We start from the raw sequence: 20,497 nt of genomic DNA, 5'->3' as shown, positions 1-20,497 counted from the left end.
TTCGCTCTGCAGGGTCATGATTAAATCAGTTTGTCCGTTTTAGCAGCGGACGTAGTCATAATTGCCAGTTCATCCCAGATAGCATCAATGCGTGCGGTAACATCAGGATCTTTACGGATCGGACGCCCCCACTCGCGCGTGGTTTCACCAGGCCATTTATTGGTTGCATCCATGCCCATCTTTGACCCCAGACCGGAAACCGGCGAGGCAAAATCCAGATAATCAATCGGCGTGTTTTCCACTAAAACCGTATCCCGGGCCGGGTCCATCCGGGTTGTAATGGCCCAGATAACATCATTCCAGTCACGGGCATTAACGTCATCATCACAAACAATAACGAACTTGGTATACATAAATTGCCGTAAAAAAGACCAGACGCCCATCATTACGCGTTTTGCATGTCCGGCATACTGTTTTTTCATCGTGACCACCGCCAGGCGGTATGAACACCCCTCTGGCGGCAGATAAAAATCTACAATTTCCGGAAACTGTTTTTGCAAAATCGGCACAAAAACTTCATTTAATGCCACACCTAATACCGCCGGTTCATCAGGCGGACGTCCGGTATAGGTGGAATGATAAATCGCATCACTGCGCTGGGTAATATGGGTCACGGTAAACACCGGGAAGCTGTCGACTTCATTGTAATAACCGGTATGGTCACCATAAGGGCCTTCCGGTGCCAGCTCAGTGGGGTCAATATAGCCTTCAAGCACAATTTCCGCACTCGCCGGCACCTCAAGTTGATTGGAAATACACTTCACTACTTCCGTTTTGGTACCACGCAATAAGCCGGCGAAAGCATATTCAGAAAGCGTATCGGGAACCGGCGTCACCGCGCCGAGAATGGTTGCCGGATCGGCACCCAGCGCTACCGCCACGGGGAAACGTTCACCGGGATGCTGCTGGCACCACTCCTGAAAATCCAGCGCGCCACCGCGATGAGACAGCCAGCGCATTATCAGCTTATTCCGGCCAATAAGCTGCTGACGGTATATGCCCAGATTCTGACGCTCTTTAGCCGGCCCCCGGGTGACGGTTAATCCCCAGGTAATCAGGGGTGCCGCATCTTCCGGCCAGCATTTCATGATTGGAATACGCTGGAGATCAACATCATCGCCTTGCCACACCAGCTGCTGACAAGGTGCACTGTGCAGCCGTTTAGTCGGCATATTCAGCACTTGTTTCCACTGAGGAATTTTATCGAAAAAATCACGAAACCCGCGCGGCGGTTCTGGCTCTTTCAGAAAAGCCAGCAACCTGCCAACGTCACGCAACGCAGTAACATCTTCCTGTCCCATACCCAGTGCTACACGTCCCGGCGTGCCGAACAAATTGCACAGCACCGGCATGTGGTAACCCTTAGGATTTTCAAATAACAGCGCCGGACCGCCAGCGCGTAATGTGCGATCGGCAATCTCAGTCATTTCGAGGCAGGGATCAATCGGCTGCTTAATTCTTTTCAGCTCCCCGCGCTGTTCAAGCAGGGCAATAAAATCGCGCAAGTCGTGGTATTTCATGACTTCTCTTTTTACTCTCTATGGGGACACCATTATAGGATCCAATTTCCTGACGCGATACCTTCGCGGCAGCAAACGGTAAAAGCCGTTTTGCATCAGCCTCACCCCGCCATTAGAGAGAAGTTGCCAGCAACCATGGCTATAACTATCATTGCGAGTTTGCTATTCTTAGCTACCAGACAGGTGAAAAGCGATATATATGGAATCCTGGTACCTTTTATACTGCAAACGTGGCCAGCTGAAGCGCGCTAAAGAACATCTTGAGCGTCAGGCCGTGAACTGCCTGAGTCCGATGATTACCATGGACAAACTGGTACGTGGAAAGCGTACTCAGGTTAAAGAGCCACTGTTTCCCAATTATCTTTTTATAGAATTTGATCCGGAAACCATTCACACCACCACGATCAGCGCTACCCGTGGTGTCAGCCATTTTATTCGTTTTGGTAACAATCCGGCCACCGTACCGCTGGATGTAATTGACGCATTGCAAAAAGACACCCCTGCAACCGGCGTTGACGCGGCCCTGCCGCAGCCGGGGGATGAAGTGATTATTACCACCGGCGCCTTTGAGGGACTGCGCGCAATTTTCACCGAACCAGACGGTGAAGCGCGCTCAATATTGCTGCTGAACCTGCTTAATAAACAGGTCACCCGCAGCATGGAAAATAATCAGTTCCAGAAGCTGGGCCAGTAAACCAGTCGGGCGGCGACAAAGTTAACGCGGCTGCATCCTTTCATCATGCAGCCACTGGGCAACCCGTTTGGAAAAATACGTCAGAATACCGTTTGCCCCCGCCCGTTTAAAACAGAGCAGCGACTCCATTATCGCAGGTTTTTCAGCCAGCCAGCCGTTCTGAATAGCGGCCATATGCATGGCATACTCACCGGATACCTGATAAGCAAAAGTCGGCACGCCAAAGGTATCTTTCACCCGGCGAATAACGTCCAGATAAGGCATCCCCGGTTTCACCATCACCATATCTGCCCCTTCCTGCAAATCCTGTGCGATTTCCTGCAGGGCTTCATCACTGTTAGCGGGGTCCATCTGATAAGTCATTTTATTGCCACCTTTCAGATTCCCTGCCGAGCCAATTGCATCACGAAAGGGGCCGTAATAGCAGGAAGCATATTTTGCCGAATAGGCCATAATCTGGGTATTAACCTGCTTGTCGGCCTCCAGTCGTTCACGAATCGCCGCAATACGGCCATCCATCATATCGCTGGGTGCCACGATCTCAGCACCGGCCTCCGCATGTGACAACGCCTGACGAACCAGAATTTCTTTGGTGACATCGTTGATGACATAGCCATCTTCATCAATCACACCATCCTGGCCATGGGTGGTATAGGGGTCGAGCGCCACGTCAGTCAACACACCCAGCTCCGGTAACGCATTTTTCAGAGCCCGGACGCTGCGCTGCACCAGACCGTCAGGATTAAAGGCTTCATCTGCGCGTAATGATTTTTTATCTGCTTCAATTACCGGAAACAGTGACAGCACCGGAACGCCAAGCCGGGTAACCTGTTCAGCTTCTTGCAACAACAAATCGATGCTCATACGGTATACGCCCGGCATCGAAGGGACTTCCTGCCTGATATTGTGTCCTTCCATCACGAATACCGGATAAATCAGATCGCTGACGGTAAGTTGGTTTTCTGCCACCAGACGACGGCTAAAATCATGACGACGGATGCGACGCAGGCGACGTCCGGGAAAGGTACCAGGAAACACATAACTCATTTTCTTTTCTCCGGATTACAAAAGGCCCGGCCTTATCAAAGCTGAAAAAGTCGGCGCGTATTCTCTTCGGTTCTCTGTGCTATTGTTTCGGCCGCTTCGCCACGCCAGCGGGCAACCTGCTGAACAATATGGGGCAGATAACCGGGTTCATTACGACGGGAAACCGGTGGCGGCTGCATATCTCGCGGTAGCAGCCAGGGAGCATCAGTTTCCAATAGCAGTCTGTCGGCAGGTATGTGTGGTAACAAGGCACGCAGTTCAAGACCGCGTCGTTCATCGCATACCCAGCCGGTAATACCAATATAAAGGCCGGCGGCAAGGCACTCGTCCAGTTCAGCCCGATTGCCGGTAAAACAATGTACAACGCCACCGGAAAGCTGCGGCAACCAAGGCGCCAGCACCGCCATAAAACGTGAATGGGCATCACGACAATGCATAAAAACCGGCATTTGCCGTTCGCTTGCCAGTGCCAGCTGGGCATGGAAAGCAGCAATTTGCTGTTCAGGCGGGGAAAAATTGCGATTAAAATCCAGCCCGCACTCACCAATCGCCACCACCTGGGGCAGCAGAGTAAGCTGGCGCAATATCGCTTCCGCTTGCGCTGACCATTCGCTGGCATGATGGGGATGCACGCCAGCCGTAGACCAGCAATATCCCTGATGTTCCGCCGCCAGCGCTTGTGCCTGCTGGCTTTCCAGCGCATTGGTTCCGGTAATGAGCAGGCCGGTAACGCCCGCTGCCTGCGCGCGCGTCACGACCTGCTGGCGATCCCGGTCAAACTGCGAACTGGTCAGGTTAACACCAATATCAAACATAACGCTTCCAGAGATTAACCACCCTGCTGGGCGGTTATTTAACACACCGCCGCATCCCGCGACCCACACCGGGTAAGCGCGCGTCCGTATTATAGCTCCGGCTGCGTCTCATCATCATTCTGCCGCCCTTTACCAACATAAAAACGGGCGAAAAACACGCCAACCTCAAACAGCAGATACATCGGTACAGCCAGTAATGTCTGAGAAAAAACATCCGGTGGGGTCAGAAACATACCGACCACAAACGCACCAACCAGAACATAGGGACGTTTTTGTTTGAGATCCTGCGGCGTCGTCACCCCGGTCCAGCACAGCAAAACAATGGCAATCGGCACCTCAAACGAAACGCCAAAGGCCATAAACAGTGTCATGACAAAATCGAGATAGTTGCTGATATCCGTTGCAATGGTAACGCCTTGCGGAGCCGTTTTGGAAAAAAAACCAAAAGCGATAGGAAACACCACAAAATAAGCGAATGCCACCCCGATATAAAACAGCAGCGTGCTGGAAAATAACAGCGGCATAATCAGTTTACGCTCATGACGATAGAGCGCCGGGGCGACAAATGCCCAGACCTGATAAAGGATGATCGGTACGGCAAGAAAAACTGACACAATGACCGTCAGCTTTATGGGGGTTAAAAATGGGGACGCCACGCCGGTCGCAATCATGCTTGCGCCATGCGGCATCTGGTGGATCAGCGGTGCGGCAACCAGATGATAAATATCGTTGGAAAAGTAAAGCAGACAGAAAAATATCGCTACCACCGCAATAATGCAGTTAAGCAGGCGTTTACGCAGCTCAATCAGGTGGCTGATGAGCGGCTGGGTATCTTCAACGGCCATATTTAACGTTCATCACTGACATCTGAAGGGGACGAAGCGCGACGGGCGGCGCTATTTTTATCCGCAGTTTGTTTGGATAACTCAGGTTGCGTCACCGTTTCCGGCACCTGCTGCGGGGCGCTTGCCTGATGGTCGGCGCTGGCGGGTGTCACGCCATCATGGGAGACCGCCGGATCGTTGATCAACGGATTATGGATAGTGTGCGCCTGTTCGTCATGATCTTTTTCCGCATCGTGCAGATAGCTACGCTTGAGCGATTCGGCGGACTGCCTGAGTTCGTCCATAGAGGCTTTCAGTTCCGGAGACAAGCTGTCTTTCCCCGCCTGTTCAACTTTTTTCAGGCTATCCTGCAGTTCCTGCAGTTTCAGCTCCTGCGCCAGCTCATTCTGAACATTGGCCGCCAGTGAACGCATCGCCCTGATCCAGCCCACAACGGTTTTTACCGCTACCGGCAATCTCTTTGGTCCAAGCACCACCAGACCAATAATAAAGACCAGCAGCAGTTCGCTAAAACCAATGTCGAACACGGTTTACACCTGCTCTTTATCTTTTTTAGTCTCGTCTTTAACATCAGTGCCCTGCGGCGGGTTATGCGTCACCTGCGCGTTAAAATCGGCATCCTGGCCGTTCTTCTTCCCGGCTTCATCATCGTCACTCATGGCTTTCTTAAAACCTTTCAGTGACGCACCAAGATCGGAACCCAGAGTACGCAGCTTTTTAGTGCCAAACAGCAACACCACTATGATCGCAACAACCAGTAAATGACCAAAACTTAAACCACCTAACATCATTCGCCCCTATATATAAAGGATGTTGTTTGCAGTATATAACAGCTCAGACCTCGCTGACGATGGCATCAATACGTTCAGAAGGGGTTGATATGGGTTATTTACGCTTTATGACAATTATTCAGTCCGTCGCCAGCCCACCAGCCAGGAAACAAGACCACCTGCTATCAGCAAAGCCGGGAGCAGATCCCATTCAGGACGTTTCAGCAGAAGAGCCGCTCCCCCTAACAACAACGTGGCACCCACGCCAAACAGATAGCGTGACTGATTATGTCGCGTGCGTTCTTCTCTCAGATCACTGGCTAATTTATCAACACTATGTTGTAACAGCTTATGCTGCCGCAGGCTATCATAAAATAGCTCGGGTAACTCGGGAAGCTTCTCAGCCCAGAATGGCGCCTTATCCTTCAGGGCGCGCAGCACCGCAGGCAGACCAATTTGATCCTTAATCCACTCTTCAAGAAAAGGTTTTGCCGTTTTCCACAGGTCCAGTTGCGGGTAAAGCTGACGCCCGACCCCTTCCACATACAGCAGCGTTTTTTGCAGCAGCACCAGCTGAGGCTGAACTTCCATATTAAAACGACGCGCGGTATTAAACAGGTTAAGCAAAACGTGTCCGAAGGAAATCTCAGCCAGCGGTTTTTCAAAAATAGGTTCGCAAACGGTGCGAATAGCAAACTCGAAATCTTCCACATTGGTATCCGGTGGAACCCAACCAGAATCAACGTGCAACTCCGCCACTTTACGGTAATCACGATTAAAAAAAGCGATAAAATTTTCCGCCAGATAGCGTTTATCTTCTTTATTTAATGAGCCGACAATGCCGCAATCAATACCGATATACTGCGGGTCTTCCGGATGTTCATAGCTGACAAAAATATTCCCCGGATGCATATCCGCATGGAAAAAACTGTCGCGAAACACCTGAGTAAAAAACACCTGTACTCCGCGCTCAGCCAGCAGCTTGAGGTTAACACCATGCTGTTCAAGCGCCGTTACGTCAGAAATAGGAATTCCGTAAATACGTTCCATAACCAGCATCGTCTCACTGCAATAGTCTGAGAAGATCTCCGGAACATACAGCATTCTGCTCGCTTCAAAATTACGCCTGAGCTGAATAGCATTAGCCGCTTCGCGTAGCAAATTCAGCTCATCCATCAGGGTTTTTTCATAATCGGCGACAACTTCCAGTGGCCGCAGCCGACGGCCATCCGGTAACAAACGCGGTACCCAGCGTGCCAGCCGGTAAATCAGTTTCATATCGGCTTTGATGATTGGCACAATATCAGGACGGATAACCTTGATAACCACTTCACGACCATTTTCGCGCAGCGTGGCGGTATGCACCTGGGCAATAGAAGCCGATGCCAGGGGCGTCACCTCGAAATCATCAAATAAGGCGCTGACAGGCATGCCCAGTGACAGTTCAATCTGCTGCTGAGCTTTATATCCCTCAAAAGGGGCAACCTTATCCTGCAACATTGCCAGCTGGTCAGCAATCTGCGGCGCAAACAGGTCACGCCGGGTCGACATCATCTGGCCAAATTTAATCCAGACCGGCCCCAGCTGTTCCAGCGCCAGGCGTAAACGTTCGCCTAAGGGTTTGCTCGCATGCTTATTTTTAATCCAGAACAGACATTTACGCCACAAACGTAACGGCAGCGTAAGACGGGTTTTGGGAATCAGTTCATCAAGGCCGTAGCTGAGAAAAACGCTGATGATGTAGTAGAGACGACGAATTTCGCCCGGGGTCATTTCGCCTCCAGCTTGTCGAGTCGGCTATCCAGGTCTGTCAGTGAACGTCCGAGCGCCTCCACTTCTTCCGCGAACCATGCTGCTTCCAGCGCGCCAGGGGCCAGACGCCATTCTTCGGTGATCGCTTCAGATAAATAACGCTGCTTTCGCACGGCATCGCGCTGGATAAATCCCAGCTGTTTTTTTAGCATCGTCCCCACGCCATGCGCGACGACATCACCCAGCCAGGGGGCGAGATATTCCGCCGGGTCAGGCTCAGCAAGGTCTATCAGCGCAGCAAACTGTTGTACCACCTGCAGATCGCCCTCCACTTCCAGTTCACCGTGACGAATTAACGTGGCCAGCTGCTGACGGTCGCGCAGCCGGCTCAGGGTGGAAAGGTGGGTACGCACAGTACAATCGGCCTGATCCTGCCAGGCACTGATAACATCAACCTGCTGTTCGCTGAACAACAAAATTAACGGATGGGAAAAGCCGTGCAGCGCCAGAGCCAGACTACGTCCGGTCAGGCGCTGGCGCGCTGCCTTAAGACCACGATCGCGGTAGAGAACATAATTGAGCGCCGTTTCCAGTCCAGCGGTCAACAGCGGCATGATAGTCATGAGCCTTCCTGCTTAGAACTTAAATCCACGGTGTAAAGCGACAATACCGCCGGTAAGATTGTGATAGCTGATGTTTTCGAAGCCAACTGCCCCCATCATTTGCTTAAGCGTTTCCTGATCCGGGTGCATACGAATCGATTCGGCCAGATAACGATAGCTTTCGGCATCCTTAGCCACCAGTTCACCGATACGCGGCAATACGTGGAAAGAATAGGCGTCATAAGCTTTACTCAAGGGCTCAAAAAGTGGCCGGGAAAATTCCAGAATCAGTAAACGTCCGCCCGGTTTCAGCACCCGAAACATTGAGGCCAGCGCTTTATCTTTGTCCGTCACATTACGCAGACCGAACGAAATAGTAATGCAATCAAAGGTATTATCCGGAAACGGCAGGGCCTCAGCGTTTGCCTGCACATAGCTGACATTCCCCAGTACGCCTTTATTTCTGAGTTTTTCCCGGCCCATCTTCAGCATGGAGCTATTGATATCTGCCAGCACAACTTCACCGGACTCCCCGACAATACGGGAAAATTTTGCCGTCAGATCGCCGGTTCCTCCAGCTAAATCTAACACTTTCTGCCCACGCCGCACGCCACTGCAATCGATAGTAAAACGTTTCCATATCCGATGAATACCCAGCGACATCAGGTCATTCATCAAATCGTATTTTGCCGCAACAGAGTGAAAAACATCGGCAACCATTCCGGCTTTTTCCTCTTTCGCCACGGTGCGAAATCCGAAATGTGTCGTTTCCTCGTTGTTATCTGCCATGCGTTTTACCTGCTGAATTATTTGCTATTCACGTATTGTAGCAGTGTACCAGAGTCCATCCTGCCTGGCACCCTGAGCGCAGGCTATTGCTGAAGCCGGCGCAGCGCCTCAGGCGCTGAAGCAACCTCATCGGTTTCATCCAGACTTTCTGCATCTTCTTCCGGCATCGCCTGCTGTGCCAGTCGCGGATCGATCGGGCGCTTAATTTCGACGCCCAGCTGTCGAAAACGTTCACTTTGCGCAATCAGGTTACCGCGCCCTTCACTGAGCTTTTTCATGGCCAGACGATAGCTATCACTGGCCCGGTCCAGATTCTGGCCGATAGCGCTCATATCATCGACAAACAGGCGCATTTTATCGTAGAGCCGGGACGCCCGCTCCGCGATCTGCTGTGCGTTACGGCTCTGATGTTCGTAACGCCAGAGATTACTGATAGTGCGTAAAGCCACCAGTAGCGTGGTTGGGCTGACCAGCATAATATTTTGCTGCAACGCTTCATTAATCAGTTCCGGCTGGCGATCCAGGGCCAGCAGGAACGCCGGTTCAACCGGAATAAACATCAGCACATAATCAAGGGAACGAACCCCCGGCAAGCGGTGATAATCTTTCCGGCTCAGCTGACGTAAATGGCTGCGGATGGCAGTGACATGTTCACTCATTGCCAGCTCGCGTGTCGCGTCATCCTGCGCATTAAAATAGCGTTCATAGGCAACCAGTGTCATCTTGGCATCAATAACAACGTCTTTATTTTGCGGTAAATGAACAATCACATCCGGTTGCATACGCCCCTGATTTTCCAGCTGAATAGCAACCTGAGTATCATATTCATAACCTTCCCGCAGCCCGGATGCCTCCAGCACCCGATTGAGAATCACCTCGCCCCAGTTTCCCTGAGTTTTATTGTCTCCTTTTAATGCCCGGGTCAGATTGACTGCCTCTTCGGCCATGCGGGCATTAAGTTGCTGCAACTGGCGAATCTCATGGGTCAGGGTATGGCGTTCACGCGCCTCCTGGCCAAACCCCTCCTGCACCTGGCGACGGAATCCTTCCAGCTGTTCACGCAGTGGCGTTATCAGCGCATTAAGACTCTGGCGGTTCTGTTCATCTACCCGCCGGCCGCTGTTTTCAAAAATACGATGCGCCAGATTTTCAAATTGTGCGTTAAGGCGCTGTTCACTGTTGACCAGCAGCCGCTGTTTCTCTTCCGCGGCGAGGCGAGTTTCCTCAAGGCGAATAGTGACTTCACGCAATTCGGCTTCCTGCGCACTGTTAACCTCCAGCTGATTACGCAGTTCACGGCTCAGCTGTTCGCACTCATTACGCCAGTGGTCAGCATGATGGAGCTTTTCCTGTGCAGCGCTGAGAGCCGCATGTATCTGACGCAGTTCCAGCTGCTGTGCTTCATACAGTTGCAGCAGCCGTTGACGTTCTGCTTCCGACAGCTGGGCGCTATGCGCCAGTACCCGCTGCTCGCTTTGTAGCTGCGCCAGCCGCCGCTGATAGTAGAGATAAATGACCAGCACACCGGCCACCAGCCCGGTCAAACCCGCTGCAATCATATAAATTACCGTTATATCCATCTGACTCTCCCGATCCCCTGCTAAGCGGAAAAGGTAGAGCGACACTGTATAAATGTCCAGACAATTCCATTCTACGGTGCTATCAGGGCAATAAAAAGCGCTGCTGCAACGCGGCGCAGGCGACGTCATCGAGCTGATATTCCAGCGCAAGCCAGCTGTCAATTGAGCCATACTGACGCTCTATTTCGTCAATTGCGACCTGCAAACAGGATGGGTGTACTGACAGGACGTAATTGAGTTTGCCAAGACTGTCTTCATCCAGCTTGCCGGCAAAACCTGACAACATGCGTTCGCGAAACGGTGCCAGCGCTGTTTGCGTCAGCAAATAGTCTTCCATCACCGTTTGTTTACTGGCACCGAGGGCAAACAACAGCAGTGCACTGCCGATGCCGGTGCGATCTTTGCCAACGGCACAGTGCTGAACCAGGGAGGTGGTGGCAGGATCGCGCAGCAGGGCAGAAAGATGCTGGTAGGCAGGATTTTTGAAGGGTAACAGGCGATACAGCTCCAGCATAAACGCCACGGCGTCAAAATCATGAATGGCTTCGCTGACCAGCGAGTCCAGACTGGCGCTCACCGTGGCATGAAGCGGATTAGCAGGCACCGCGTGGTAAATAGCACCGGTCCAGAGACGGTCGGGATGCCGTTCACTTTCAACGTGATCACGGTAGTCGACCACGTGGATCAGAGGCAAAGCTGCCAGCTGAACAAGGTCTTCCTCATTCAGTTCATTCAGCGCCCCGGAACGAAACAGGCAACCAGCACGAATCCGGCGGCCATCGCGGCCAGGCAGCCCCGCCATATCGCGAAAATTAATCCCTTGCTGTGGCTTCACAGATGACAAAAGCGCCATAATTAGTCCCTTTTATTGAAAGTCGCTTAACTACAGCAGTCTCAATAAGCCAAACCGGCAGGAGGTGTGTGACATTGCGTGCCTTACTGCTGATTTAAACCAGTCTGCGCGCGGCCTCAATCACAATTTTCACCGCGTCATTCTCCGTTTGCAGCATGGTTGCTTCGTTGGGTATTTCCTGCTGGGTACGGTTCACAATCACACCAGCGACCATACCGGCACGCAAGCCCTGACTGGCACACATGGTCAGCAGCGTAGCAGACTCCATTTCGTAGTTCATTACCCCCATCTGCTGCCATTCAGCCATAGAATGCTGGAAATGTCTGACCACGCGACCGGAATAAGTATCATAGCGTTCCTGGCCTGGGTAGAAGGTGTCTGACGAGGCCGTAATACCTACGTGCATGCTGGCAGCCGCATCACGCGCCGCAGCCACCAGCGCCGTGGTGCAGGTAAAATCGGCTACCGCCGGAAACGCCATCGGCGCAAAGTGCAGGCTGGCACCATCCAGTCGCACCGCGCCGGTGGTAATCAGCACATCGCCAACGTTGATATGCGGCTGAATCGCCCCGGTGGTGCCCACCCGCAGGAAAGTACGGATACCAAGCTGGGCAAGTTCTTCCACCGCGATTGAGGTTGAAGGCCCACCAATACCGGTCGAACACACAATCACCGACTGCTGTCCCAGTTGCCCGCGCCATGAGGTGAACTCACGATGTGAAGCAAGTGGCACCGGATTATCCATCAGTGCGGCGATTTTTTTAACACGCTCCGGCGCGCCCGGAATAATGGCCAGGGTAGCCCCCTGGAGATCGGCTTTGCTAAGCCCAAGATGAAAAACGTCAGACTGTGCCACATCACACTCCTGTCGACACGGATAAAGGTACAGGCGCAGTACTCTACGCGAACGAATAATTGTTAAACGTGATAACAATCACTGGCCATGATATTTGCAATGCAACCTAAGAATTATCTCGTGATATATATCACATATAACGGTTATACCGCTTCGGTTTGACACAAGATGTGCGCTTTGTGACGACGGCAGAGAGTAACTGAGCAGGCGGGCTGCTCATGACAGTGAAGACAGGCTATAGTTAAAAATTGCGCTCAAGACATACATGGAGAGACCGATGAAAACCGAAGAAAACGTCAGCCAAAAGCCAGGTCACAGCGGGTTTGCTCCGGCCGTATCACCTGTCGCTTCGTCAACAATTATCACTCGTAACCCGGCAATACAGTCAGGCGAAACATCCATACCCACGCAGGGTGAAAGCATGCCAGCCTTTTACGCCCGGCCTAAGGAGACAGGGGGCAAGGCGCTGCCGGTAGTATTAGTCATTCAGGAGATTTTTGGCGTCCACGAACACATCCGCGATATTTGCCGCCGGCTGGCGGGTGAAGGTTATCTTGCCATCGCCCCTGAACTCTATTTTCGTCAGGGTGATCCGACAGAGTACAGCGACATTGGCAAACTACTCCAGGAACTGGTCAGTAAAGTGCCGGATGCCCAGGTGCTGGCCGACCTCGATCACGTCGCTAACTGGGCCTCACGCCACGAGGGCGACATGCGCAAAATGGCGGTGACCGGCTTCTGCTGGGGTGGCCGTATTGCCTGGCTCTATGCGGCGCATAACCCACAGCTTAAAGCCTGTGTGGCCTGGTACGGCAAACTAATGGGGGAAAAATCGATTAAACAACCTGAACATCCGATAGATGTGGCCGTTGACCTTAATGCACCGGTACTGGGTCTGTATGGCGGCATGGATGACAGTATTCCCCAGGAAACGATCGAAACTATGCGTCAGGCACTGCGTGCGGCTAATGCCAAAGCTGAAATCGTGGTTTATCCGGATGCCGGACATGCTTTTAATGCCGATTATCGCCCCAGCTATCATCAGGCTTCCGCGCAAGACGGCTGGCAACGTATGCTCGACTGGTTCCGGCAAAACGGTGTCGCCCCGCACACTGCAGCGGACGTCTTGTCCTGATATCAGGTTAAACCGCCACAGCCGCGTCGGAATCACTTGTCCGACGCGCTGAAGGGCACATAGCGATTATTCAGAACATTTTCCCCGACCACGCCGGCCGCAGCGTTGACCCAACGACGTCCTGGCTCTAACATCATCCCCGCACACAAGGGGAATACCACCATGGCCTATGCCGCCGGCGTTGTTCGCGATGCCATTATCGCCTTTCTGAGGCAGCAGCAGCATGAAGCATCGACCCGGGATATTACGCTCGGCGTCAGCCGTCTGATTGGGCCGGTGGCCTCGTCATCGGTACGATCTTACCTTAATCTGAACACGCCCGGCCTGTTTATCCGGGTCACCCGGGGGCACTACCGTTTATCCCCAGACGTCGCACTGAGCGACCACCCCGGGTTTACCCAGAGCCGGATAGGCCGGGCGCGTTTAATCCATGCCGATTGTTTTCACTGGCTGGCACAGCAGCAGGAGAATCGTTTTCAGGCAGTTGTCACCGATCCGCCTTATAGCTTGCTGGAATACAGTCCGGCCGAAACCGCCAAGCTTCGCGCGGGAAAAGGCGGTATCTGGCGCCTGCCACCATCTTTTGATGGCCGCCAGCGCGCCCCGCTCCCGCGCTTTACCGTGCTCAATGAGGCAGATCGTGAACAGCTGTGGTGCTTTTTTGCCAGACTGGCCACCAGCCTGCAGCGCGTTATTGTTCCCGGAGCCAATGTCGTGGTGGCCTCCAATCCCTTACTCTGTCATCTGGTGGCATCGGCCATGTCCGCTTCTGGCCTGGAACTGCGCGGCTATCTGGCTCGTCAGGTGATGACCATGCGCGGTGGCGACCGGCCAAAAAATGCCCACGATGAATTTGATATGGTTTCGGTATTACCGCGCTCCCAATGGGAACCCTGGGTGTTACTACGAAAACCACTGGAAGGCAGAGTACAGGATAATCTGCGACGCTGGCATACTGGCGGATTTCGTCGTCCTGCCGCCGATAAACCGTTCGGCGATCTCATCCGCTCGCATCCTACGCCTGCCAGTGAAAAACGCATCGCCCCACACCCCTCGCTGAAACCGCAGGATTTTATGCGTCAGCTGGTGCAGGCGGTGCTGCCGCTACAGCAAGGTGAAGTCCTTGACCCTTTCATGGGGGCAGGTTCCACTCTGGCGGCAGCCAGCGCGGTCGGCTACCACAGCACCGGGATTGAAATTGATACTGACTTCTATCAGATGGCACAGCAAGCGGTTCCCCGGCTAAGTGCACTGCGTCTGAAAAAACGCTAAAAAAAGGGCATCCGCTGGATGCCCTTTTTCAGGATGCTTCAGGTTAACCGCCTAACTTAACCGACGCTGGTGCGCAGGTTTTGCGCCGCTTTCACCATATTTGCCAGGGCCTGACGGGTTTCCGTCCAGCCGCGGGTTTTCAGACCGCAGTCCGGATTCACCCACAAGCGTTCCACCGGAATACGCTGCGCAGCTTTTCTCAGCAACGCTTCCATCCAGGCAACATCCGGAACGTTCGGTGAATGGATATCGTAGACTCCTGGCCCGATTTCATTGGGATACTCGAACTCTTCAAACGACTCCAGTAACTCCATATCCGACCGTGAGGTTTCAATCGTAATCACATCTGCGTCCAGTGCTGCAATCGAATCCATAATGTCGTTAAATTCGCAGTAACACATATGGGTATGAATCTGCGTGTCGTCTTTGGCAACGGCCGCATTAAGACGGCAGGCTTCCACCGCCCATGCCAGATACGCCGCCCAGTCTGAACGATGCAGCGGCAGACCTTCACGCAACGCAGGTTCGTCAATCTGAATAATACCAATGCCGGCGTTTTCCAGATCGGCTACTTCATCACGCAGCGCCAGCGCAATCTGCTTAGCGATGGTTTCCCGGCTCACATCTTCCCGCGGGAAAGACCAGCAAAGGATGGTGACCGGACCGGTCAGCATGCCTTTAACCGGCTTATCGGTGAGCGACTGAGCGTATTTGGCCCATTCGACCGTAATGGGTTCAGGGCGGCTGATATCACCAATAATGACCGGTGGCTTAACGCAGCGGGAGCCATAGCTCTGCACCCAGCCATTTTGCGTAAAGATAAAGCCATCCAGATGCTCGCCAAAATACTCAACCATGTCATTACGTTCAGCTTCACCATGGACCAGCACATCCAGACCAAGGCGCTCCTGCTCAACGATCGCCTGTTTAATATGCTGAGCAATGCCGGTACGGTAGTTACCGCCATCAATGCGCCCCTGCTTAAAGTCAAGACGCAGACCGCGAATTTCGGTGGTCTGCGGGAACGACCCGATAGTGGTGGTCGGCCAGGCAGGCAGCTGAAAACGGTCGCGCTGAGCCTGCGCACGCAGCGGATAGACACTGGCACGCTGACTGTCTCTGGCGGTAATCGCGGCCAGGCGTTTAGCCACAGCAGCATTGTGTACCCGGCTGGAGTCGCGACGGGCGCGGATAGGCGCACTCCACGCCGCCAGTGAGGCCGGATCGTTATTGTTCAGCGCCCGGGTCAGCAATGCCAGCTCAGCGCATTTTTGCAGCGCAAAAGCAAACCAGCTTTTCACCTCATCATCAAGACGGGTTTCCACGCTAAGATCGATAGGACTGTGCAACAATGAGCAGGAGCTACCTATCCATAGCTGCTGACGCTGCGCAATCAGCGGCTGCAGGCGGCTAAACCAGCTACTCAGATCGGCGCGCCAGACGTTACGACCATTAATGACTCCCAGCGACAGCAGCCAGTCGGCGGGTAGCGCCGCATTAAGCGCCGCCGGATCATCTTTACCATGAACCAGATCGACATGTAACCCCTGTACCGGCAGGCGACGTATCACCTCCAGATTCTGCCCAATGCTATCGAAATAGGTAGTCAGCAGCAGCCTGACCTGCCCCTGCAGCGCCTCATAGGCCGGTTTAAAGGCCGCCTGCCATTCCTGAGGCAGTTCCAGCACCAGTGCGGGTTCATCAATCTGTACCCATTCCACACCACGTTTGGCCAACTCAGCCAGCACCTGCTGATAAACCGGCAGAATAGCGTTGAGCAACGACAGGCGATCAAACGGAGCGCCTTTTACTTTACCCAGCCACAGATAAGTGACCGGTCCCAGCAGCACAGGTTTAACTTTATGGCCCAGCGCCAGCGCTTCGTCCACTTCATCAAGCAGCTGCCTCCAGCTCAGTGCAAAAGTCTGCCCCTGGCTGAATTCCGGCACCATATAGTGATAGTTGGTATTAAACCATTTGGTCATTTCAGCGGCGGCGGCCGGTTCGCCGGTCGGCGCACGTCCGCGTCCGATACGAAACAGGGTATCCAGATCGACTGATCCGTCTTTATTCTGGTGACGTGCCGGCACATTACCCAGCAGCAGGCTGGTTGTCAGAACGTGATCATACCAGGCGAAATCACCCACTGGTACCAAATCAACCCCTGCTTCCTGCTGCTGCTTCCAGTGACGGGCGCGCAGCTCACGGCCGGTTGCCAGCAGCGCTTCCTGAGTTGAATTGCCCGCCCAGTAACTCTCTTGTGCTTTTTTCAATTCGCGACGTAAGCCGACACGAGGGAAGCCGAGGGTATGGTTAAGAATTGTCATTACGCTGTCCTCTTTAACGATGCATGCCGGGAGTCACTATTACGACGCCTTCGGTTCATTTAGCCATCCAGATGTTTACACTGCTATAATCTGCAGGTATTGTTTAATCCTCAAGCGCAAATTATTCATGGCCGATGTGAAGGACTCTCATGATTGAACTCAAACACCTGCGGACGCTGCAAGCGCTGCGCAATACTGGTTCCCTGGCCGCCGCCGCGGCACAGCTTCACCAGACGCAATCTGCCTTATCACATCAGTTCAGCGATCTTGAACAGCGTCTGGGCTTTCGCCTGTTTGTCAGAAAGAGTCAGCCGCTGCGCTTTACCGCGCAGGGGGAAATTTTATTACAGCTGGCAGAACAGGTTCTGCCACAAATTCAGCAGGCGTTACAACACTGCCATCAACCCCATCAGTCCGCCTTGCGGATTGCCATTGAATGCCACAGCTGTATTCAATGGCTGACACCGGCACTGGATAATTTTCGCCGCAGCTGGCCCCAGGTAGAAATGGATTTTAAATCCGGCGTCACTTTTGACCCTCAGCCTGCACTGCAGCAAGGTGAGCTGGATGTGGTACTCACCTCGGATATCCTGCCACGCAGTGGATTACACTATTCACCGATGTTTGACTTTGAAGTACGGCTGGTACTGGCACCGGATCACCCGCTGGCACAAAGCGAGCATATCCGCCCGCAGCACCTGGCTGATGAAACCCTGATGATCTATCCGGTACAGCGCCAGCGCCTGGATATCTGGCGTCACTTTCTCCAGCCTGCCGCCATCAGTCCAACGCTGAAAAGTGTGGATAATACGCTGTTGTTGATCCAAATGGTGGCCGCACGTATGGGTATTGCCGCCTTGCCCCACTGGGTGGTTGAAAGTTTTGAACGTCAGGGGCTGGTGGTAACCAAAACGCTGGGAGATGGCTTGTGGAGCCGCCTGTATGCGGCGGTGCGCGATGGCGAGCAACGCCAGCCGGTGACAGAAGCCTTTATCCGCTCTGCCCGTCAGCATGCCTGCGATCACCTGCCCTTTGTCCGTGATGCATCGCGGCCCGGCACGCCGTTGCCGCAGCGCGATGTCACATCATAGCGCGGCTAAACCGCCTCCTTGCGGCTGACAATCCAGCGTTTGTGCACCCATAGTGAGGCGAAGATCACCGTCGCCCCCAGTAAAAAGCTGGGCCAGTGCGGCTGCTGCTGCCAGATAGCCAGGTTCACCAGCAGCCCAGCCGGCACATGCATATTATTCATAATACCGAGCGTCCCGGCATCTACCTGGGTAGCACCATAATTCCACATAAAATAGCCCAGTCCGGAAGCCACCACCCCCAGCCAGACTAAAATACCCCATTGAAAATGGGTAGACGGTAATTGATGCGGATTTCCCCAGAATGCAAATGCCAGTGCCGCCACCAGCACCGCACCAACATAGAACCAGGAAAAGGCCGTATGCTGCGGCATAGGACGGACTTCCTGCAAACGCTTATAGCCCACCATGCCGATAGCAAAAATAATATTGGCCAGCTGTACCAGCAACAGCCCAAACCAGAAGTGATCGCTGACTTTATCGTAGCGAATTATCGCCGCCCCCAATACCGCCAGCAGCGCGCTAAAAACATAGCCAGGACGGACCCCCTTGCCCCGCAGCAGATCGTAAATCAAGGTGACATACAACGGTGTCATCACCGTAAACAGCAAAAATTCGGTCACACTCAGATAGAGATACGCCTGGAAGCTTATCAGATACATGATGCCCAGCTGTAACGCCCCCACTGCCATATACAGCAGCAATGTCGATGCACGATACCCTCGCCAGCGCAGAAACGGCAGAAATACCAGCGCCGCCAGGGCCAGCCTGAACAGCACGGAAAACCAGCTATCTACCTGTCCGGCAAGATACTCGCCAATCAGGCTAAAGGAAAAAGCCCACAACAAAGTGGAAATGATAAGCAGTGCCACGGCTCATAACCTGTAAATATCGGATAGGCGTACTTTACCTGAAGCGTCATTTTTACGCGTCGATATTTAATTTACAATTGAATATAAATTCATCAAATAAAATAATCATCATAAGAACAAATAAATCCACAAAACGAACATATCCAGACAAAACGAAAGCCACATGGTGATTTAAATCACATTAAAACATCAAATAACGTTCGAAATGTCATATTAATGACGAGAAATGTGGTTTTTCGTTCATAAAAATGTAACATTTCACCCACTCTGATAACGGGGTGCATTGCAAGAAATAATAAATGCCATTGGAGGCCCGAATGCTTAGCATATTCAAACCTGCCGCACACCAACCACAGGTGGCCGCAGACCGCGTAGATCCGCTTTATCGCCGCCTGCGCTGGCAGATTTTTATTGGTATTTTTTTCGGTTACGCCGCCTATTATCTGGTACGTAAAAACTTCGCACTGGCGATGCCCTATCTGGTCGATCAGGGCTTCTCCCGTGGCGATCTCGGTTTTGCACTTTCCGGTATTTCGATCGCATACGGATTTTCTAAATTCATCATGGGGTCAATATCAGACCGCTCCAATCCCCGGGTTTTCCTGCCAGCCGGGCTGATTATGGCGGCAGCGGTTATGCTGTTTATGGGGTTTGTTCCCTGGGCCACTTCAAGCATCATGGTGATGTTTGTGCTGCTGTTTGTTTGCGGCTGGTTTCAGGGTATGGGCTGGCCGCCCTGCGGACGCACCATGGTTCACTGGTGGTCACAGAAAGAACGTGGCGGGATTGTCTCGGTCTGGAACTGCGCACACAACGTTGGCGGTGGCATTCCGCCATTGCTGTTTCTGCTCGGTATGGCCTGGTTTAACGACTGGAAGGCCGCGCTTTATATGCCCGCCATTGGCGCGATTATTGTTGCGCTGATTGCCTTTGCACTGATGCGTGATACGCCGCAATCCTGTGGCCTGCCGCCAATTGAAGAGTACAAAAACGACTATCCGCCAGATTACAACGAAAAACATGAGCAGGAATTCACCACCAAACAAATTTTTATGCAGTATGTTCTGCCCAATAAGCTGCTGTGGTATATCGCGCTGGCTAACGTGTTTGTTTATTTATTGCGTTACGGCATTCTTGACTGGTCACCGACTTACCTGAAAGAAGTGAAACATTTCACGCTCGACACCTCATCCTGGGCCTATTTCTTTTATGAATACGCCGGTATTCCCGGCACCCTGCTATGTGGATGGATGTCCGATAAAGTGTTCAAAGGCAATCGCGGCGCAACCGGCATGCTATTTATGGTACTGGTCACTGTCGCCACCCTCATTTACTGGCTCAACCCGGCGGGGAACCCCGGCGTGGATATGGCCTGTATGATCACCATCGGCTTTTTAATTTACGGGCCGGTGATGCTGATTGGTCTGCACGCACTGGAGCTGGCACCTAAGAAAGCCGCAGGCACTGCCGCGGGCTTTACCGGCCTGTTCGGCTATCTTGGCGGTTCCGTTGCCGCCAGCGCCATTGTCGGATACACCGTCGACTATTTTGGCTGGGATGGCGGCTTCATTGTGATGATTGCTGGTGGCGTGCTGGCGGTTATTCTGCTGTTGCTTACCATGCTTAGCGAAAACAAGCACAAACGTGCCCTTAATCCGCACTGAGCAAACAGAGAGCAAA

The 20,497-nt window shown here is 53.0% G+C and carries 19 protein-coding genes; 5 read left to right on the top strand and 14 right to left on the bottom strand.

Annotated features, from left to right (window positions below):
* Positions 1 to 20: 20 nt before the first annotated feature.
* Positions 21 to 1,520: a 4-hydroxy-3-polyprenylbenzoate decarboxylase gene (ubiD, locus tag BL249_RS11040; RefSeq protein ID WP_099705832.1), complete on the bottom strand. Its 1,500-nt coding sequence runs from the start codon at positions 1,518 to 1,520 to the stop codon at positions 21 to 23.
* Between the two features lie 199 nt (positions 1,521 to 1,719).
* Between ubiD and rfaH the strand changes: the two genes are divergently transcribed.
* Positions 1,720 to 2,214: a transcription/translation regulatory transformer protein RfaH gene (gene rfaH / locus BL249_RS11035; protein WP_099705831.1), complete on the top strand. Its 495-nt coding sequence runs from the start codon at positions 1,720 to 1,722 to the stop codon at positions 2,212 to 2,214.
* 21 nt (positions 2,215 to 2,235) lie between these two features.
* Here the strand turns inward: rfaH and hemB are convergent, their stop codons facing one another.
* From hemB to udp, 11 genes are all read right to left on the bottom strand, one after another.
* Positions 2,236 to 3,261 (bottom strand): porphobilinogen synthase, encoded by a 1,026-nt coding sequence (gene hemB, locus BL249_RS11030; protein ID WP_099705830.1) that lies wholly within the window; start codon positions 3,259 to 3,261, stop codon positions 2,236 to 2,238.
* A gap of 35 nt (positions 3,262 to 3,296) precedes the next feature.
* Positions 3,297 to 4,076: a 3'-5' ssDNA/RNA exonuclease TatD gene (gene tatD / locus BL249_RS11025; protein ID WP_099705829.1), complete on the bottom strand. Its 780-nt coding sequence runs from the start codon at positions 4,074 to 4,076 to the stop codon at positions 3,297 to 3,299.
* A gap of 89 nt (positions 4,077 to 4,165) precedes the next feature.
* The gene (gene tatC, locus BL249_RS11020) at positions 4,166 to 4,921 is read right to left on the bottom strand and encodes a Sec-independent protein translocase subunit TatC (RefSeq protein ID WP_099705828.1); all 756 of its coding nucleotides are present in this window, start codon (positions 4,919 to 4,921) and stop codon (positions 4,166 to 4,168) included.
* Positions 4,922 to 4,923: 2 nt separating this feature from the next.
* Entirely contained in the window at positions 4,924 to 5,448 is a 525-nt protein-coding gene (gene tatB / locus BL249_RS11015; RefSeq protein ID WP_099705827.1) for a Sec-independent protein translocase protein TatB, read from the bottom strand.
* 3 nt (positions 5,449 to 5,451) lie between these two features.
* Complete coding sequence (tatE, locus tag BL249_RS11010; protein ID WP_099705850.1) at positions 5,452 to 5,709, bottom strand: twin-arginine translocase subunit TatE; 258 nt, start codon at positions 5,707 to 5,709, stop codon at positions 5,452 to 5,454.
* Between the two features lie 117 nt (positions 5,710 to 5,826).
* Complete coding sequence (gene ubiB / locus BL249_RS11005; protein ID WP_099705826.1) at positions 5,827 to 7,464, bottom strand: ubiquinone biosynthesis regulatory protein kinase UbiB; 1,638 nt, start codon at positions 7,462 to 7,464, stop codon at positions 5,827 to 5,829.
* A complete protein-coding gene (gene ubiJ / locus BL249_RS11000; RefSeq protein ID WP_099705825.1) occupies positions 7,461 to 8,066 on the bottom strand; it encodes a ubiquinone biosynthesis protein UbiJ in 606 nt (201 codons plus the stop codon). Before ubiJ ends, ubiB begins: the two co-directional genes overlap by 4 nt.
* Before the next feature lie 12 nt (positions 8,067 to 8,078).
* Complete coding sequence (gene ubiE / locus BL249_RS10995) at positions 8,079 to 8,834, bottom strand: bifunctional demethylmenaquinone methyltransferase/2-methoxy-6-polyprenyl-1,4-benzoquinol methylase UbiE (RefSeq protein ID WP_099705824.1); 756 nt, start codon at positions 8,832 to 8,834, stop codon at positions 8,079 to 8,081.
* Positions 8,835 to 8,917: 83 nt separating this feature from the next.
* The gene (gene rmuC / locus BL249_RS10990) at positions 8,918 to 10,414 is read right to left on the bottom strand and encodes a DNA recombination protein RmuC (protein ID WP_099705823.1); all 1,497 of its coding nucleotides are present in this window, start codon (positions 10,412 to 10,414) and stop codon (positions 8,918 to 8,920) included.
* Positions 10,415 to 10,496: 82 nt separating this feature from the next.
* A complete protein-coding gene (locus BL249_RS10985; RefSeq protein ID WP_099705822.1) occupies positions 10,497 to 11,267 on the bottom strand; it encodes a tyrosine-protein phosphatase in 771 nt (256 codons plus the stop codon).
* A gap of 94 nt (positions 11,268 to 11,361) precedes the next feature.
* Positions 11,362 to 12,123 (bottom strand): uridine phosphorylase, encoded by a 762-nt coding sequence (gene udp, locus BL249_RS10980; protein ID WP_099705821.1) that lies wholly within the window; start codon positions 12,121 to 12,123, stop codon positions 11,362 to 11,364.
* 277 nt (positions 12,124 to 12,400) lie between these two features.
* Here udp and BL249_RS10975 point away from each other — a divergent pair, with 277 nt between their 5' ends.
* On the top strand, positions 12,401 to 13,258 hold the full coding sequence (locus BL249_RS10975; protein WP_099705820.1) for a dienelactone hydrolase family protein: 858 nt from the start codon (positions 12,401 to 12,403) through the stop codon (positions 13,256 to 13,258).
* 162 nt (positions 13,259 to 13,420) lie between these two features.
* A complete protein-coding gene (locus BL249_RS10970) occupies positions 13,421 to 14,530 on the top strand; it encodes a DNA-methyltransferase (RefSeq protein WP_099705819.1) in 1,110 nt (369 codons plus the stop codon).
* 56 nt (positions 14,531 to 14,586) lie between these two features.
* On the opposite strand, the gene metE is transcribed toward BL249_RS10970, so the two are convergent.
* Positions 14,587 to 16,857, bottom strand: a complete 2,271-nt coding sequence (gene metE, locus BL249_RS10965) for a 5-methyltetrahydropteroyltriglutamate--homocysteine S-methyltransferase (RefSeq protein WP_099753254.1) — start codon at positions 16,855 to 16,857, stop codon at positions 14,587 to 14,589.
* A 149-nt stretch (positions 16,858 to 17,006) separates the two neighbouring features.
* On the opposite strand from metE, the gene metR reads away from it, so the two are divergent.
* Positions 17,007 to 17,948: an HTH-type transcriptional regulator MetR gene (metR, locus tag BL249_RS10960; RefSeq protein WP_099705817.1), complete on the top strand. Its 942-nt coding sequence runs from the start codon at positions 17,007 to 17,009 to the stop codon at positions 17,946 to 17,948.
* 5 nt (positions 17,949 to 17,953) lie between these two features.
* Here metR and BL249_RS10955 read toward each other — a convergent pair whose 3' ends face one another.
* Entirely contained in the window at positions 17,954 to 18,817 is an 864-nt protein-coding gene (locus BL249_RS10955) for a carboxylate/amino acid/amine transporter (RefSeq protein WP_099705816.1), read from the bottom strand.
* Positions 18,818 to 19,134: 317 nt separating this feature from the next.
* Between BL249_RS10955 and glpT the strand changes: the two genes are divergently transcribed.
* On the top strand, positions 19,135 to 20,481 hold the full coding sequence (gene glpT, locus BL249_RS10950) for a glycerol-3-phosphate transporter (RefSeq protein WP_099705849.1): 1,347 nt from the start codon (positions 19,135 to 19,137) through the stop codon (positions 20,479 to 20,481).
* The last annotated feature ends 16 nt before the right edge of the window (positions 20,482 to 20,497 follow it).

It is taken from the genome of Erwinia sp. OLFS4, assembly GCF_002752165.1.
Lineage (GTDB): Bacteria > Pseudomonadota > Gammaproteobacteria > Enterobacterales > Enterobacteriaceae > Izhakiella.
The sequence above is the reverse complement of the archived record's forward strand: the minus strand, read 5'-3'. Positions and strand labels throughout refer to the sequence as shown.

Coding starts and splice junctions, on each gene's coding strand:
- ubiD (WP_099705832.1), bottom strand. CDS start 1,520: ATGAAATACCACGACTTGCGCGATTTTATTGCCCTGCTTGAACAGCGC.
- rmuC (WP_099705823.1), bottom strand. CDS start 10,414: ATGGATATAACGGTAATTTATATGATTGCAGCGGGTTTGACCGGGCTG.
- tatD (WP_099705829.1), bottom strand. CDS start 4,076: ATGTTTGATATTGGTGTTAACCTGACCAGTTCGCAGTTTGACCGGGAT.
- ubiJ (WP_099705825.1), bottom strand. CDS start 8,066: ATGACTATCATGCCGCTGTTGACCGCTGGACTGGAAACGGCGCTCAAT.
- ubiB (WP_099705826.1), bottom strand. CDS start 7,464: ATGACCCCGGGCGAAATTCGTCGTCTCTACTACATCATCAGCGTTTTT.
- ubiE (WP_099705824.1), bottom strand. CDS start 8,834: ATGGCAGATAACAACGAGGAAACGACACATTTCGGATTTCGCACCGTG.
- glpT (WP_099705849.1), top strand. CDS start 19,135: ATGCTTAGCATATTCAAACCTGCCGCACACCAACCACAGGTGGCCGCA.
- hemB (WP_099705830.1), bottom strand. CDS start 3,261: ATGAGTTATGTGTTTCCTGGTACCTTTCCCGGACGTCGCCTGCGTCGC.
- BL249_RS10985 (WP_099705822.1), bottom strand. CDS start 11,267: ATGGCGCTTTTGTCATCTGTGAAGCCACAGCAAGGGATTAATTTTCGC.
- rfaH (WP_099705831.1), top strand. CDS start 1,720: ATGGAATCCTGGTACCTTTTATACTGCAAACGTGGCCAGCTGAAGCGC.
- BL249_RS10975 (WP_099705820.1), top strand. CDS start 12,401: ATGAAAACCGAAGAAAACGTCAGCCAAAAGCCAGGTCACAGCGGGTTT.
- metR (WP_099705817.1), top strand. CDS start 17,007: ATGATTGAACTCAAACACCTGCGGACGCTGCAAGCGCTGCGCAATACT.
- tatE (WP_099705850.1), bottom strand. CDS start 5,709: ATGTTAGGTGGTTTAAGTTTTGGTCATTTACTGGTTGTTGCGATCATA.
- tatC (WP_099705828.1), bottom strand. CDS start 4,921: ATGGCCGTTGAAGATACCCAGCCGCTCATCAGCCACCTGATTGAGCTG.
- metE (WP_099753254.1), bottom strand. CDS start 16,857: ATGACAATTCTTAACCATACCCTCGGCTTCCCTCGTGTCGGCTTACGT.
- BL249_RS10970 (WP_099705819.1), top strand. CDS start 13,421: ATGGCCTATGCCGCCGGCGTTGTTCGCGATGCCATTATCGCCTTTCTG.